The organism is Arthrobacter sp. S2(2024), from assembly GCF_036662515.1.
GTDB lineage: Bacteria > Actinomycetota > Actinomycetes > Actinomycetales > Micrococcaceae > Arthrobacter.
This window is the reverse complement of record NZ_JAYKZI010000002.1, coordinates 250,273-266,965: the sequence shown is the minus strand read 5'-3', so window position 1 is coordinate 266,965 and position 16,693 is coordinate 250,273. Positions and strand designations below refer to the sequence as shown.

General features: G+C 62.1%; 9 protein-coding genes. 7 read left to right on the top strand and 2 right to left on the bottom strand.

The window, feature by feature from the left end; all coding sequences use genetic code 11:
• Nucleotides 1-33: 33 nt before the first annotated feature.
• Together VLA65_RS04875 and VLA65_RS04870 are read left to right on the top strand one after the other, a co-directional pair.
• Nucleotides 34-4,887: an NAD-glutamate dehydrogenase gene (locus tag VLA65_RS04875; protein ID WP_332601926.1), complete on the top strand. Its 4,854-nt coding sequence runs from the start codon at nucleotides 34-36 to the stop codon at nucleotides 4,885-4,887.
• A 30-nt stretch (nucleotides 4,888-4,917) separates the two neighbouring features.
• Complete coding sequence (locus VLA65_RS04870; RefSeq protein WP_332601925.1) at nucleotides 4,918-6,387, top strand: sensor histidine kinase; 1,470 nt, start codon at nucleotides 4,918-4,920, stop codon at nucleotides 6,385-6,387.
• A 130-nt stretch (nucleotides 6,388-6,517) separates the two neighbouring features.
• Here VLA65_RS04870 and VLA65_RS04865 read toward each other — a convergent pair whose 3' ends face one another.
• Entirely contained in the window at nucleotides 6,518-6,766 is a 249-nt protein-coding gene (locus VLA65_RS04865) for a WhiB family transcriptional regulator (protein ID WP_003804966.1), read from the bottom strand.
• A 318-nt stretch (nucleotides 6,767-7,084) separates the two neighbouring features.
• Between VLA65_RS04865 and VLA65_RS04860 the strand changes: the two genes are divergently transcribed.
• Nucleotides 7,085-7,492, top strand: coding sequence for a hypothetical protein (locus VLA65_RS04860; protein ID WP_253257159.1), 408 nt, complete (start codon nucleotides 7,085-7,087; stop codon nucleotides 7,490-7,492).
• Nucleotides 7,493-7,516: 24 nt separating this feature from the next.
• Here the strand turns inward: VLA65_RS04860 and VLA65_RS04855 are convergent, their stop codons facing one another.
• Nucleotides 7,517-11,635 (bottom strand): FtsK/SpoIIIE domain-containing protein, encoded by a 4,119-nt coding sequence (locus tag VLA65_RS04855; RefSeq protein WP_332601924.1) that lies wholly within the window; start codon nucleotides 11,633-11,635, stop codon nucleotides 7,517-7,519.
• Between the two features lie 212 nt (nucleotides 11,636-11,847).
• Between VLA65_RS04855 and glf the strand changes: the two genes are divergently transcribed.
• Genes glf through VLA65_RS04835 form a run of 4 tightly spaced genes read left to right on the top strand, consistent with a single transcriptional unit; the run spans nucleotide 11,848 to nucleotide 16,647 of the window.
• Nucleotides 11,848-13,035: a UDP-galactopyranose mutase gene (glf, locus tag VLA65_RS04850; protein WP_059387555.1), complete on the top strand. Its 1,188-nt coding sequence runs from the start codon at nucleotides 11,848-11,850 to the stop codon at nucleotides 13,033-13,035.
• A 14-nt stretch (nucleotides 13,036-13,049) separates the two neighbouring features.
• Entirely contained in the window at nucleotides 13,050-15,014 is a 1,965-nt protein-coding gene (locus VLA65_RS04845) for a glycosyltransferase (protein WP_059387567.1), read from the top strand.
• On the top strand, nucleotides 15,015-15,884 hold the full coding sequence (locus tag VLA65_RS04840; RefSeq protein WP_059387556.1) for an ABC transporter permease: 870 nt from the start codon (nucleotides 15,015-15,017) through the stop codon (nucleotides 15,882-15,884).
• A gap of 1 nt (nucleotide 15,885) precedes the next feature.
• Nucleotides 15,886-16,647 carry an ABC transporter ATP-binding protein gene (locus VLA65_RS04835; RefSeq protein WP_059387557.1) on the top strand — a complete coding sequence of 254 codons (762 nt, stop codon included), beginning with the start codon at nucleotides 15,886-15,888 and terminating at the stop codon, nucleotides 16,645-16,647.
• The last annotated feature ends 46 nt before the right edge of the window (nucleotides 16,648-16,693 follow it).

The window sequence follows — 16,693 nt, the reverse complement described above, 5'->3', positions numbered from 1 at the left end:
GCAGCAATTGAGATGTGATGGAGGCGTTTGTCGATGTCGTCAGGATCCAGCGTGGAGGATCGTTCTAAACCTGCAGTAGTCCGGGAGGGATTCTTCGGGGACTACTACGAGCATCTCGCAGAGGAGGACGCGCGCCGGTACGCTGCCGAGCAGTTGACCTCCAGGGCGGCGGCACACCGGGAAGCGGGGCAGAGCCGCAAGCCGGGCACTGCCAACGTCAGGATCGCCAATGAGGGTGACCGCAGCATTCTGTACATCGTCACGGATGACATGCCGTTTCTCGTGGACTCGGTGAACGCCGAACTCGTTCGCCAGAACTGCGCTATCCGGCTCGTCATGCACCCGCTCTTCGTGGTTTCGCGTGACCACCTCACCGGCGACCTGTCCGACATTGCCCGGGTGCCGTCGAACATCGGCATCTCGAGCGGTGACACCGCGGCGATGCCGAACATCGCCCATCTGATCGCCCAAGGTGACAATGTCTCCCACATGGAGTCGTGGATCGCCGTCGAGGTTGACAGGGTGGCCGACGACTTCCAGAAGGAACTCGTGGACGGAATCCACCGCGTCCTGAACGACGTCCGGGCCGCCGTCGAAGACTGGCCCAAAATGCGCACAAAGGCGCTCGAGCTGGCATCGTCCCTGGACAAAGTGGCCCACCCGGAAGACATCGCGGAACTCAGGCAAGCGCAGGACCTGCTGCGTTGGTTGGACAACGGCAACTTCACGTTCCTTGGTTACCGGGAATACGACCTCATCACCGAGAACGGTGAAGACGTACTCGAGTTGCGTGAAGCAAGCGGTTTGGGACTCTTGAGGGCGGGGGACCACCCGCACCAAATCCAGCACCTCACCGATGCCGGACGCCGGAAGGCGCGCGAGAAGCGTGCCTTGGTCATCACCAAAGCCAACTCGCGGTCCACCGTTCACCGCCCTGCGTACCTGGACTACATCGGTGTCAAAAGCTTCGATGTTGCCGGCAACGTCAACGGTGAGCGCCGCTTCATCGGCCTCTTCGCAACGAGCGCGTACACCGGTTCCGTAAGGAACATCCCGATCGTTCGGGAAAAGGTCGACGCCGTGCTCCGCTCGGCCGGTTTCCCCCAGGACTCACACTCTGGCAAAGACCTTGTCGGTATCCTCGAGACCTACCCCCGTGACGAACTCTTCCAGATAGAGACCGAGGACCTGGCAGCAACGGCTTTGGGCATTCAGCGTCTGCAGGAGCGGCGTCGTACGAAGCTCTTCCTGCGCCCGGACATCTATGGGCGATTCATGTCGGCATTGGTCTACCTGCCCCGTGACCGCTACACCACCAACGTCCGGCAGCGAATTGAACAGGAACTCCGCGAGACTTTCGAAGCCGAGAGCATCGACTACGAGGCCCGGATCACGGAGTCCGCACTCTCAAGGGTGTTCTTCCGTATCCGGCTCCCGCGGGAGGCTGAGCTTCGCGATGTCGACGCCGGTGAACTCGAAAAGCGGCTTGTCCGGGCTTCGCGGTCCTGGGCCGAAGGAATTGCGGAGGTGCTCCGCGAGAACACCAGCGGTTTGGATGCCGAGCGGTTGTCCGCCCTGTGGGCAGATGCGTTCCCCGCCGGCTACCGGGTCGACTACGAAGTCGAAGACGCCCTCAAGGACATTGAGCGTTTCGAGAAGTATGCCGCCACAACCGACCGCGACGCCGTCGCTGTCCAGGCGGTCCCCGGCGTGCATGTCTACCTGCCCAACGGCGCCGGCGAACTGCTCGAAGAGGATGCCCGCGTCAAGCTCTACCTTTTGGAACCGAAGAGCCTGAGCCAGATCCTGCCCTACTTCCACAATCTTGGCCTTGAGGTTCTCGATGAGCGGCCTTTCGAGATTGAGACTGCCGACCACCGGGACTTCTTCCTCTACGACCTTGGCCTGAAGTACCCCGCCGGTGTCGATCCCGTGGCTACCGGCCAGCTCTTGGCGGACTCCTTCAGCGCCGCCGTGACCGGTGCGGTGGAGTCCGACAGTTTCGACCGGCTCGTCCTCCGGGAAGGTATCCACTGGCGGCAGGTTGTCATGCTCCGCGCCTATGCGAAGTACATGCGCCAGATGGGGAACACCAACTCCTTCGAGTTCATAGCGGATACCCTCCTCGCCAACCCGGAGGTTGCCCGCGGCCTTATTGACCTCTTTGGGGCGCGCTTCGATCCGTCGTCGCCTGACGCCGCGCGTCCGGCCCGCCAGGAGGGCGCCCGCGCCGCACTGGCCGAAGCAATTGACCAGGTGGCAACGCTCGACGCCGACCGGGTCCTGCGGACTTTCGTCAACCTCATCGAGTCGACGCTGCGCACGAACTACTTCCAAGGCAAGTCGTACGTCAGCTTCAAGCTGGATCCGACCACGATCGACGGACTGCCGTTCCCGCGGCCAAAGTACGAGATCTGGGTGTACTCGCCTCGCGTTGAAGGCGTGCACTTGCGCTTCGGCAAGGTGGCCCGTGGCGGTTTGCGGTGGTCGGACCGCCGTGAAGACTTCCGGACCGAGATCCTCGGGCTGGTCAAGGCACAGACCGTCAAGAACGCCGTGATTGTGCCGACCGGTGCCAAGGGCGGATTCTTCGCGAAGCAACTTCCGGATCCGGCACTTGACCGTGCCGCATGGATGGCCGAGGGCATCGAAAGCTACAAGACCTTCATCCGCGGCCTGCTCGACCTCACCGACAACCTCGTGACCACAGCCGACGGCGAGAAGATTGTGCCGCCGTCGGACGTTGTCCGTCAGGATGACGACGATTCGTACCTGGTGGTGGCAGCTGACAAGGGCACCGCTACCTTCTCGGACACCGCGAACGGCCTGGCCGCCGAGTATGGATTCTGGCTGGGGGACGCATTCGCTTCCGGTGGTTCCGTGGGGTACGACCACAAGGCCATGGCCATTACGGCCCGCGGCGCATGGGAGTCGGTCAAACGCCACTTCAGCGAGCTGGACCTAGACACCCAGAGCGAGGAATTCACCGTGGTTGGCGTCGGCGACATGTCCGGCGACGTGTTCGGCAACGGAATGCTGCTTTCCAAGCACATCCGCCTGCTGGCCGCCTTCGACCACCGCCACATCTTCCTGGACCCGACGCCGGATGCGGCTTCGTCCTTCGGCGAGCGGCAGCGTCTCTTCGAGCTTCCCCGCTCCTCCTGGGACGACTACGACCGCTCGCTCATCAGCGCAGGCGGCGGGGTCTACCCCCGCCAGGCCAAGGTCATCCCGATCTCGCCGGAAGTCCGCCGTGCCCTTGGCCTGCCGGACGGAACGGTTCAGCTGAGTCCGCCTGAACTTCTGCGTGCAATCCTCCTCGCTCCGGCCGATCTCCTCTACAACGGCGGAATCGGAACGTACATCAAGGCCAGCACCGAGTCCCACGCCGAGGTGGGAGACAAGGCAAACGACGTCATCCGCGTGAACGGGCGCGAACTCCGCGTCAAAGTCGTGGGCGAAGGCGGCAACCTCGGAATGACGCAGCGCGGACGTATCGAGGCCGCTCTGCAGGGTGTCATCCTCAACACCGACGCAATCGACAACTCTGCCGGCGTCGATTGCTCCGACCATGAAGTCAACATCAAGATCTTCGTCGACCGGATGGTTGCCGCAGGAAAACTGGATGCTTCCGAGCGCACTTCGTTCCTCGCCGACATGACCGACGAGGTCGGGCGCCTTGTGCTCGAAGACAATATCGATCAGAACATCCTCTTGCTCAACGACCGCACTCGCGTCGCCGAATGGAGCCCGAGCTACGAGCGCCTGATGGACTGGCTCGAGAAGTCCGCCGACCTCAAACGGGACCTCGAAGCGCTGCCGACCACCGAGACGCTTCGCGAACGGTTGGAACAGGGCCAGGGCCTGACGTCCCCGGAACTGTCCGTGCTCGCCGCCTACGCCAAGATCGAATTGGGCTCGGCATTGCGGGACAGTGATCTGGCGGACGACCCCTGGTTCCGTAAGACGATCCGCTCCTACTTCCCGAAGCAGCTCCGAGAGCGGTTCGACGCGGAACTGGACACCCATCCCTTGCGCCGTGAAATCATCGCCACCGTGGTGGCCAACGATATGATCAACCTGGGCGGGATCACCTTCGCCTTCCGCACCATGGAGGAGACCTCGGCTACCGAGGTCGCCGTCGCCAAGGCGTTCGTAGCCCTCCGTGAGATCTACGAACTCGAGTCGATGGTGCGGGAGCTCAATGCCCTGCCTGCCTCGTTCCCCACGGAACACTGGAGCACCGTCCACCTCGACATCCGGAGGCTCCTGGACCGTGCCGTTCGCTGGTTGCTGAGCCAGGGCAACGCCTCGAAGCCGATCTCGGAGATCGTCGCGGAATTCAAGCCGATGATGGATCCGATGCGGGCCCGGGTGCTCGACTACTTGCGCGGCAGCGACAAAGAGCGCGTTACCGGCTGGCTCGAAAAGGCGCGCTCGTGGGGACTTCCCGACACGCTCGCCCATCGCTGGGCCGAGCTGTTCGAGAGCTTCGTGCTCCTGGACATCGCCAAGATCACGCACAGCCGCGACGCCCGTGTGGAAGAGGTCAGCCACGTCTACTACACAGTATTCGACCGCTTCCACGTCGATTCATTGCTGGAGCGAATTACCGCGCTCCCGCGCGATGACCGCTGGCAGGCTCTTGCCCGTGCAGCCCTGCGCGACGACCTCTACTCGACCGTAGCGGACATGACGACATCGGTGCTCGAATCGACCGACGCCGACCTCGACGCCGAGGCCCGTTTGCGGGCCTGGGAAGGCATCAATGCCGAGCAATTGGGCCGCGCGAAGAGCATGTTCGACGAGGTCAACGCGCTGGAGGCCGACGACATGGCTTCTCTGTCGGTAGCATTGAGGCTCTTGAGGTCAATCGTTCGACGCTAGGGACAAGCCCGGGCGTTATATGGAGGTGCAGTGGCAATCTTTACAGACCCCATCAGGGAGCACGCTGATTTCGGGCCTGGAGATGCCGAATGGCTGCACCTCCTGGTCGGCGACTGGCAGATGGTCGCCGACCTGGCGTTCGCGGACTTGGCCCTATGGTTTCCGCATCCTGAATTCGGTTACATCGCGCTTGCTCACGTGAGGCCGTCGACGAGCCACACGGTGTTTCATGCGGACTTCGTCGGGGAAGGCATCCGCTCGGATCTGCGACCGATAGTCGACAAAGCGTGGTCCAGCCGTTCCATCGAACGCTCCAGCGAAACGAGCTGGAGCAGCGAGATGGCCCTGCGCGTCGAGGCGGTTCCCATGGTCAGGAACGGACGGACCCTTGCCGTCGTCACGTCGCATATGGACCTTTCCAGTTCGCGGATGCCTTCCCGCCTGGAGCTCACCTATCGGCAATGCGCCTACGATCTGCTCCGGATGGGAACGCTGGGACTCTGGCCGGATTTCGCTTCACCGACGGGTTCCCGCCGTGGCGCTCCCCGCGTGGGTGACGGCCTGATAAGGCTCGACGCCGACGGGATCGTCCAGTATGCGAGTCCAAACGGTGTCTCCGCCTTCCGTCGCCTCGGCGAGGTGGAAACCTTGGAAGGACGGTCCCTTGCGGAAGTAACCGCAGGACTCCTCAAGGACCGGCGGATGGTGGACGAGACATTGCCGCTGGTCGTCACGGGTCGGATGCCCTGGAGGAGCGAGATCGAGTCCCGCGGTGTCAGCTTGTCGTTGCGCGCGATTCCGTTGCGTGACGAGAAGCATCGCTTCGGAGCCTTGGTGCTGTGCCGCGACGTGTCCGAACTGCGACGCCGTGAGCTCGAGCTGGTGACCAAGGACGCGACAATTCGTGAAATCCACCACCGCGTCAAAAATAACCTGCAGACGGTGGCGGCTTTGCTGCGCATGCAGTCGCGACGGATGGTCAGCGATGAGGCGAAGCAAGGCCTGGAGCAGGCAATGCGGCGAGTGGCGACGATTGCCTTGGTTCACGAGACACTTTCGCAAGGCCTCACGCAGAGCGTTGATTTCGATGAACTCATTGGACGCCAGTTCCGGCTCTCTGCAGAAGTAGCGTCCCCTTCGCAGCACGTCCGGACCGAGCGCGCGGGCCTGTTCGGCGAGTTGCCGAGCGACTTTGCCACGCCCCTTGCTCTTGTCATCAATGAGCTCGTGACGAATGCGGTGGAGCACGGCCTTGAAGGACGGGCCGGAACGGTTTGGCTCATGGCCGATCGGTCCACGGGGGAGCGCGGCGATGAACTCCTCACGGTGACGATCGCCGATGATGGTGTCGGGCTGCCCGAGGGGTCATACACGGAAGGTCTAGGCCTTCAGATTGTGCGGACGCTCGTCACGAGCGAATTGGGTGGCAGCATCCAGTGGCGGCCGCGCGACGGCGGCGGCACCGCCGTCGAGATCGTCGTGAACCTCGTCCGGAGCTGACGCCGTCCGCTGGCGACGCGCTCTGTCTCTGACCGCGGTCAGAAATGCGAAGATGGCCCGGACTTATCAGTCCGGGCCATCTTCGTGTGTTCTCTTTGCCTCAGGCGTTGTGTTTTGCGGGCCGAGTCGCTTAGGAAGCGCGGCGGGCGCGGGCGGCGCGGCGCTTGAGTGCACGTCGCTCGTCCTCGCTCATTCCGCCCCAGACGCCAGCGTCCTGACCCGACTCAAGGGCCCACTGAAGGCATGTGTCCACGACGGGACAGCGACGGCAGACACTCTTCGCTTCCTCGATCTGGAGAAGCGCAGGGCCGGTGTTGCCTACGGGGAAGAAAAGCTCCGGGTCCTTGTCAAGGCAGGCTGCGCGGTTACGCCAATCCATGCTGATCAGTCACTCCATTCGTGAGTACTAGTTAAGCCTTTTGTGAAAATATTCACGAGAGGCTTCATAGGAAAGGGGACCCATTGGGCCCCCTTGGTCGTCTGAGTCAAGCGTGTCATGTTAACGCCATGTAAACAAGGGGTTCAAGCGTTTGAAACCGTGAGCGATGCATCACATTGGATACCGGCCTACTCACAGGTATTCGACTATGTCCGGTAGTGTGCCAGTGTGTCAAGACCCCCTCTGAACCCCCACCATCACCCAGCAGCGCCCGGCGACGACGGCCAGGGGACCAGCCGCGATAACTTAGGCCGGGCAATCGGCGGAGGACCGCGTCCTGCAGGAATCGTTGTTATTTCGATTGTGGTTGTGCTGGAAGCCCTCGCACTATTGATCGCCGGGGCGCTGTATATATACGAGCTCGTGACAGGGGCTCCGGTGGCCTCATTCTGGGGAGCCGTATTTACTTTGGGCCTTCTGCTGGCCTTTTCTGCATTGTTGTTTGCCGTGGGACACTTCCTGTTCCGTGGCTACCGTTGGACCCGGGCACCGGCGTTGGTTGCCCAGCTGTTCGCCCTGACCATCGGGTTTCCCACCATGACCGGAGGCCTGGTTCTCGCCGGCCTGGCCATGGTGGTGCCGGCTTTGGCCGCGATCGTCTTTTTGTTCGACAAGCGGGTGGTTGCCTTTGCTTCCCGGGCGGGCGGATCCCGCGCCGCCCTCTAGCTGTTTTCGCTTTGGTACGGCTTCCTAACCCGGAGCGGCGATCTGGAGGGAGCGTGTTCGTCCATTCTCAATGAGGACAGCACGACCCGGTGGCGGCGCTTGTTCGGCGGCGATGCGCACGCCGAAGAAATCCGCAGCGGCAGGCGGCGCATTGCCAAGGAGAAGTCCGGTTCCGTGGTTTCCGGCCAGGGAAGCAAGCGGCGTCCGCTGCATGAGGGCTGGGCTTCCCGCAGTCGCCACGACTGAGAAGCCCATGCCGGGAAGTTCAGCCAGGAGGACGGCGGTTTCGCTGCTGAGGCGATCGACGTCGTCCACGAGGGGGATGACTTCTGCTCCCACGAGCCTGCGGCGCGCATCCCGGTGGAATGCAGCCCAAGAGGCATCAGGATCGGTCCCTTCGGGTGGCGCCCACCAATGATGGCCTGGATTGAGCATGGCCAACGCGGTGAGCAACGAGGACTTGCCGGAACCGGGAGTGCCAAGGGCGAGGAGGATGCCTGGGCGCGGCAGTGTGATCCAAGCAGGTTCGTGTTCGTCCCCTCCAATCCCGAGGAGTACCGACCCCTGCGCACGAGCGCGGGAGAGGGAAGCGGTTTCGGTTCGGCTATGGGCAGCGAGATCCGAAGCCCGGATGAACTGCGGCAGGGGATCCACCCGGAATGGGCGCCGTGCGGGCTCCGGGGGCACGCCGTATGGCCAGGCCACGCCTGGAGGGGGCGCCACGAGCTGCGCGACTGCCGTGTCGACGTCAAGCAGGTTGCCACTCACGACCGCCCGGCCTGTCAGAGGCTTCATAGCCACGAAACGCGGCCACGCCAAGCGCCCTTCTTCCGTTGTCCCGGTGGGAAAGTAGGCGCGGTTGGGGATTGACGCGAACATGCGTGACGCTGTCAGTTCGCGATCGCCGGTGACAAGAACAGCCACTCCTGCCTTTGGTCCATCGCGGACGATCGCATGAACAACGTCTTCTGCCCAGGCCAGCGCTCCGGCGCGCAACTCGGAGACCCACGAACCCCAGTTCGAGATAACCAGCAGAAGCGGGACCTGCCCGGCGGTTCCCGGGGATTGCCGCGACGACATCTCAGCCGCGAGCCTCTCCAGGATGCGGACTCCCCTCCTGCTGTCGGTGGAGGAGGCGACGGACGCCACTCGTCCCTGGGCTGCCACGTCGGTGTACGAACCGTCCCCGTCGAGGATATAGAGATGGAGTTCCTCGGCACTTCCAACAAGCTGCGCCGCTGCCGCCTTACAGGTATCGTCGACTCCACTCCCAGGAGGACCAACGAGTCCAAGATTCCCGTGGACGAGCGGAGTCCAATACAAGCCGGCAACTCGTTGTTGCGCCGGCAAGTCTGCCAAGCCAAGGTAGGCTGTCGGCCCTGCCGGCGATCCGCTTGCCGCGCGCTTTCCCGTGATTGCCGCTATGCCGGGGGAATCGTGAAACGGAACGGATTCGGGAAGCGGATGTGCAACGGGTCTCCGGGGTGCTGAACGCCCGCGGACGTCCCAAACCTGGTTGATCGCCTTAATAATGGAACGGGCGGCTTCTGCTGGCGTCGCGATCGCCCCCTGAGTCGCTGCGTCGGCTGTTTCAGACCAACCGCCGAAGCGGAGCGACCCCGTTGTCGGCAATGCAACGGCCTTTGTGAGCGCCGGGGCCTTTTCGCTGCCCGCAAGAGTTGCCGACTGAAAGGGCTCGGCATCCTCCCCTCCGCGAACCATATATGCCCGGCCAGGTCGAGACACCGGAATCGATGCCGCCGCCGGTGAGTTGATGATGTCCCGGGATTCCATTTCTGATTGGACGCGAAGGGCAATGCTGGTAGTCACGTTGGCCCGGATGTCCGCACTCAGGGCACCCTGTGGACGTTGTGTAGCCATGATCAAGTGAATGCCCAGAGACCGTCCTACCGTGGCGATCCGCATCAATTCGGCCAAGGCATCGGGGGCGTCTTCAATGAGCATCCTGAATTCGTCGATTACAAGTACAAGACGGGGCAGTATTGGAAACCGGCTCCTTCGTCCCGACTCGCCCCCGCCCCCGGTTCCGCCGGCTTTGGCCCAATATGCTGGCAAATCAGGGACCCCGGCCTTCGAAAGGGTCGCTTCCCGCATCCGAACCTCGGCCCGGAGGGAGGAGAGGGTACGTTCGAGCTCGTGTTCGCTGAGGTCCGTCAGCATTCCGACGCATTGCGGAAGGTCGAGCAACGGCCCGAGGCCCGAACCTCCCTTGAAATCAACAAACAGGAAGTTGACCCTGTCCGGGCTGTGGGCCAGCGAGATTGCGGACACTATCGTGCGCAGAAGCTCTGACTTTCCCGATCCCGTAGTTCCAGCAACGAGGAGATGCGGGCCGTCTGAAACCAGGTCCAACGACCGGGGTCCGTCGGTTCCTTGCCCGATGACCGCAGACAGCCCTCCGCGTACTGAAGAAGCGCTCCAGCGGTCCGCGATGCTTGAAGGCTCTGGCGGAAGCAATTCGGCAAGTTGGCAACAAGAGGGGACAAGCGGCGCCCCTTCTGCCGCCGAGCCGGGCAATCTCGCCAATGACCGACAGTAGCGGTCGAAGACAAGGTGCGGTACAAGGTCAGGGTCAAATTCCGTTTCCGATAGACACGAGCGGAGGATTGCGCCATTGCTCCACAGTTCGACCGCGCAACTGCTTTCGTCCCCGCCTGCGGAACGTTGGAAGACTCTCCATCCGGACTCGATCGCCGCCGCCCGGAGTGCGCCGAGGGTGGGATCACGTTCCGGCCCCACCAGAAACAGTGCTCCCGGTCTGTCCGTGGGCGCGGAAAGAACAGTTGCGGCTGAAGAGGAGTCCGTGGTCAAGGTGACGCGGGGGAGGAACCGGGCACTTGACGGCAAGTGGGTCATCGCTCCGTGTATGAGGACGGGGACGTTGCTTGCGCCCGGAAAGGCGGCCAGTTGCATGAGTAGGAATCTGAACATTCCTTGCACCTTGGCTTCGGGTCCCGAGAGGGAAACGGTTTGCAGGGAGGGATCCAGAACTACCGGAACCGGGCCTAAATGCGGTGGCTGAAAGCCCGGGTCCGCGGGATCGAGCGCAACGCGGGCATTCTGCGGACTGGTGCCGAGCCGGAGCCAGACATCGCGGCAGCCCGCCGTTCCTTGCGTTGCGCCCGAGGCTTGCTTCGTACGGGCTCCCTTAACCGTGCCGGTTCCTTGCGTTGTGCTGGTTCTTGGCGGTGTCAACTGCCTTCGTCCGTGTTCCGTGGGGAGGCAGGCTGCTGAGCTGACGGCAAAGGCGAGCTCAGCGGCGGATGGTGAACACCGCCGTCGTCTGGCCCGATCCTGTTCGACGGCCGCCGCGATCGCGGCAGCCAGAAGGCGGCGCTCGCGTTTTCCCGAAATTGCCGGGACAAGAATCGCAATGGCCGAAATTGCGGTGAATCCGAGGAACATCCACATGCCGGTGGCAAGTGCCATTCCGACTCCCAGCAGGACTGGGAGCCCGGCCGTGAGGAGAAGTTGCGTTCGGTTGCCGGCATCATGGCGCCGGGGAACCAGGATCGGCTCGGCGACGCCCAGGCCTGCGGTCCCCAGCGACTCCGCTCCGTGCTCATCGTCGCCGAAGACTATTGACATGACCGAGCCACCACATCGAATCCTGGAAGCGGTTGAGAGGTGGGCGGAGCGGACTTTGCGTCCATCCACCACTGTTCCGTTCGCGCTCCCCGTGTCGCTTATGGTGACGGCTGTTTCGGAGATCGTGAGGACGGCGTGAACCCGGGAAACATCGGGATCCGGGAGGCAGATATCAGCGTTGCTCCGGCCAATCGTGTAAGCGCCCCGTTCCAACGGTATGACCAGGCCCGCGGCTGGTCCGGCATGCACCAGCAAGGACAACGCTGCCGGACTCCGATTGCCGTCACGGGTGTCCCGCGCCTCCTGACCGGCCCCGTCCACCAACACAGCTCCCGAGATGAGCGGCGCCGAACCAACGGTGAGGCCGCCGAGGGGCAGTCCATCGACCGCGAGTTTTCCGGTTCCGAACTCAGCCGCGACTGCGGCCTCGACGACGGCGCCGGGTGTGCCGTTTCCCGCGGCCATGGTCAGTTCGATGGGCTCACTTTGCCGTAACGCCCCCGGGGCCCGGACAAGGGTGCAATGGAATGTCATTGTGTCCGCTCCTTCGGTTCGCGCGTCTGCTGTTCTCCCACGATATTTGTGCTGAGCACCGGGTGTTCTTGGGCAGTTGGCCTATGTGGAAAACGTGGCACTCGTTCGCCCGGGGAGGGGCCGGCTCGAAAACCGGGCGCGCCATCTCGGGTAGGCTTGACCTGCAGCCAATGCACACCATTGGGCTGCCCATATTCGAACCAGGAGATTTTGTGACCGCTGACCTCGTCATTGTCGGGTCGGGCTTTTTTGGCCTGACAATCGCAGAACAGGCAGCCACCGAGCTGGGCTTGAAGGTTGTTGTCATCGACCGCCGGCACCACGTCGGAGGCAACGCATACAGCGAAATGGAAGAGCAAACGGGCATCGAGGTGCACCGGTATGGTGCGCATCTGTTCCACACCTCGAATGAACGGGTTTGGGAATACGTCAACCGGTTCACTACCTTCACCAATTACGTGCACAAGGTGTACGGCGTCCACAAGGGCGAGGTCTACTCCCTGCCCATCAACCTGGCAACGATCAACCAGTTCTTCAGGGCCAACCTGAAGCCCGGCGAGGCGCGGGCACTCATTCAGGAGCAGGCTGGCGAACTTGCGGGAACCGATCCGCAGAACCTCAACGACAAGGGCATCCAGCTGATCGGCCGTCCACTCTACGAGGCCTTCATCAAGCACTACACCGGCAAGCAGTGGCAGACGGACCCCAAGGACCTGCCGGCAGGGATCATTTCCCGGCTTCCCGTCCGCTACAACTACGACAACCGCTACTTCAACGACAAGTACGAGGGCCTTCCGACCAACGGATACACCGCGTGGGTCGAGAAGATGGCCGAGCATCCGAACATCGAAGTGCGGCTGAACACGGACTTCTTCGACAACTCCCATGAGTATTCGAAGGACAAGGTTGTCGGCAAGATTCCCGTCGTCTACACGGGCCCGGTGGACCGCTACTTCGACTTCGTCGCCGGAGACCTGTCCTGGCGCACCATCGATTTCGAAGAGGAAGTCCTGGACATGGGCGACTTCCAGGGGACCTCCGTTGTGAACTACAACGACGACGACGTCCCGTTCACCAGGATCATCGAGCCGCGGCATTTCCACCCCGAGCGCGAATACCAGACGGAGAAGACCGTGATCATGCGTGAGTTCTCTCGATTCGCGGAAAAGGGCGACGAACCGTACTACCCGGTCAACACGGCACTCGACAGGGAGAAGCTGCTCAAGTACCGGGATTTGGCGGCGGCGGAAGAGAATGTACTCTTCGGCGGGCGTCTTGGCACCTACAAGTACCTCGATATGCACATGGCCATCGGTTCGGCGCTGTCGATGTTTGAAAACAGGATTCGTCCGCACTTCGAAAGCGGCGCGGCAATTGAAAGTGGAGGAGTAGACGCGTGAGCAGCGAAATCAAGATGCAAGTATTGCAGCGGGTTATCCTGCCCGCTGATGACCAGCTGGACACCACAGCGTTGTACGTCGACGCCGGACCAGCGAACGGTATCCGCCTCCGCGAGAACGACGAATTCGCCAGGAACCCCAAGTCGACCGAGGAGAAACTTCACTTCGTCAGTTCGGGCGGCGAAGAGGTCCATTTTGAAGACGTCCTCTCCAGGAGTTCCGTAAGGCTCCGCGCGGGAGAGCAGCTTTCCTTCGGAACGTACTTCAACGCGTTTCCCGCGAGCTACTGGCGCCGCTGGACGGACCTTCAAATGGTCCGCCTTGTTGTCCGTACAACGGGCCACGGTACAGTCACGGTCTACAAGTCGAACGCGCGGGGCACTCTCCAGCGTGTTGATGGTGCGAGGGTCGAGGGCGCCGCTGTCACCGAATTCGAACTCTCCCTCAAGCCCTTCGGCGACGGCGGGTGGTACTGGTTCGATCTGGCCTCCAGCCGTGAGGAACTGACGCTCGATTCAGCGGAATGGCAAGGCGCGGAGCGCGAGGGCAACCCCGGCAAGGTGACCCTCGAGATCACCACCATGAACAAGCCGGACTTCTGCCTGAACAACGCCAGGATCCTCTCGGAGCATCCCGAGGTGCTGGAACACGTCCAGGAAATCCTCATCGTGGACCAAGGAACCCAAAAGGTTGCCGAGCAGCCAGGCTTTGCCGAAGTGAAGTCCGCCCTCGGTGACAAGCTGCGGATCATCAACCAAGCCAATCTCGGCGGCTCGGGTGGCTTCTCCCGCGGCATGTACGAGGCCGTGGAGAACGGCAGCGACTACGCGCTCCTGTTGGACGACGACGTCGTGATCGAACCGGAGAGTATCGCGCGCCTGCTGACGTTCTCGGACCATTGCCGGAAGCCGACTATCGTCGGCGGCCACATGTTCGACCTCTACAGCCGCAGCGTTCTCCACACCTTTGGTGAAGTGGTGGACCCCTATCGATTCGTGCCGGCCATGCCCCATGCGGACATGGAGATGAGGCACGACTTCAGCGTTGCGAACCTTCGGCAGACGCCGTGGCTGCACCGGCGCGTCGACGTCGACTACAACGGCTGGTGGCTGTGCATGATCCCGACGGAAATCATCCGCGAGATCGGGCTGTCGCTTCCCGTCTTTATCAAGTGGGACGACGCCGAATACGGACTTCGCGCCCGTGAAGCCGGTTTTGCCACGGTTTCCTTGCCCGGCGCGGCCGTCTGGCATGTCTCCTGGATCGACAAGGACGACCTGGTCGGATGGCAAGCCTATTTCCATGGCCGGAACCGCCTGATCACCACGCTCATCTACAGCCCCTATAAGAAGGGTGGCCGCGTTATCCGGGAGTCGTTCCAAGCCGATGTAAAGCACTTGGTTTCGATGCAGTACTTCACCGAACATTCACGCCTCGATGCCCTCAAGGATCTCTTCCTCGGGCCCGCGCATCTGCACGGCAATCTCGCCACGAAGCTCGGCGAGATCAATGCGTTGAAGTCCGACTATCCCGACGCGGAGATGCGCGAGAACGTCGATGATTTTCCAGCCCCGGCATTGGGCCGCGGTCCCTCCGGTCTCAATCCCATTGGACTTCCCAACAAGAAGGACCTCGTTAAATGGGGTGTCACCACGGTTGCCCGCCAGTTGGTGAAGAAGCCGGCCGCGGAATCGGCAGAGCGGCCGCAGGGCTTCCTGGCACACCGGGACAACAGATGGTTCCGCTTGGCGCACTATGACAGCGTTGTGGTTTCGAACGCCGATGGCACCGCGGCTTCCTGGTACAAACGCGATCCTGACAAGCTCAAGTCCATGCTGGCGGAAGCAGGAAAGCTCCACGCCAATCTCTACCGCCAGTGGGAGGAGCTCTCGGAGCAGTACCGCAAGGCCCTCCCGGAGATCACCTCCATGGAAGCTTGGAAGAAGACGTTTGGCTTGGCCGACGAGGAAGGCCACTAGATGGCACAGCCCGTGACCGACTTGGTCCAACCGGGCCGCGGCCGCGGCATCGTCGACGTCTACAAACACAAGTTCCTGCTGCAATTACTGGTGCGCAAGGAGATCAAGATCCGCTATCGCGGCTCCGTCTTGGGACTCCTGTGGTCCTACGTGAAGCCGCTGATGCAGTTCTTGATCTACTTCGTCGCTCTCGGCGTCTTCCTCGACATGCAGCGCGGAACCCCCAACTACGCGATCTATCTGTTTGCTGGAATTGTGCTGGTCAATTTCTTCACGGAGTCGCTGGGCAACGCGACCCGTTCGATTGTGGACAACCGAGACCTTATCCGTAAGATCTACCTGCCCCGGGAGCTGTTCCCCGTCTCGACCGTGTGGGTTTCCGCAGCCCATTTGCTTCCCCAGGTAGTGGTCTTGCTCGGAGCCTGCCTCTTGACCGGTTGGAGTCCCTCGGTCTGGCAATTGCTGGCAGTCGTCGGGGCGTTTGTGCTGACAGCGATTCTTTCCACCGGCCTTGGCCTCCTTTTCGGTGCCGCCAACGTCTACTTCCGCGACTCCGAGAACATCGTGGATATGATCCTCATGATCGTCACGTGGGCCTCACCGGTCCTTTACGTGTGGCCGATGGTGCAGCGCGTCATGGGTCCCTGGTTCTTTTTGTACCAGCTGAATCCGGTCACAGTCGCCGTCGAAATCTTCCACTGGGCATTTTGGTCCCCGACGCTGAGCGCTGCGCAATCCGGGTCGATTTCCATGCCGCCGGACCTGCTCACCGTCTGGTTCCCCTCTGCCTTTGGCGTCGCTGCACTCGTCCTCGTGATCGGCCAGCTCGTCTTCATGAAGTTGTCTGTCCACTTTGCCCAGGAGCTCTGAAATGACTGTACCCGCGGAAGTTTCCGACAGGGTGGCGATCACCTGCCGGAATTTGCGGAAGAAGTTCGTGCTCCGGCACACCCGCAGCATGAAAGAAGCAATTGTCTGGTTGCTGACGGGGCGTAAAGGGGACCTTTCGAAGAAGTTCGATGCGCTGAAGGACGTTTCGCTGGATGTCGAACAAGGCGAAACCGTGGCGTTGCTCGGGCTTAATGGCTCAGGCAAGTCAACTCTCTTGAAGCTCATTTCGGGCGTGCTCCAGCCGGACGAGGGTACCGTGCATACAAGGGGAAGAGTCGCTGGACTGATCGAAGTCGGAGCCGGTTTCCACCACGACCTCAGCGGGCGCGACAACGTGTACCTCAACGGGGCCATCCTTGGGATGAGCCAAAACCAGATCGATGAAATGTTCGACTCGATTGTGGAGTTCTCCGAAATCGGAGAGTTCATCGACACCGAGGTCAAGTTCTATTCATCGGGCATGTACCTGAAGTTGGCTTTCTCGATCGCGGTTCACACGGACCCGGAGGTCTTCCTCATCGACGAGATCCTTGCCGTGGGCGACGAACCGTTCCAACGCAAATGCATCACCAAGATCAACGAATTGGCAGCGGCCGGCAAGACGCTGTTCGTAGTGAGCCACGACTTGGATCTGGTCGCCTCGGTGTGCAAGCGTGGTGTGCTCCTGGAGCACGGCGAGATCATCATGGACGGCGAAGTGCATGACGTCGTCCGGGAACTCCGGCGCCGCTCGGCGGACTAGCCCAGGGGCGCGGGACTAGCGAAGGGCCGGCCAACCCGCCAAGGCC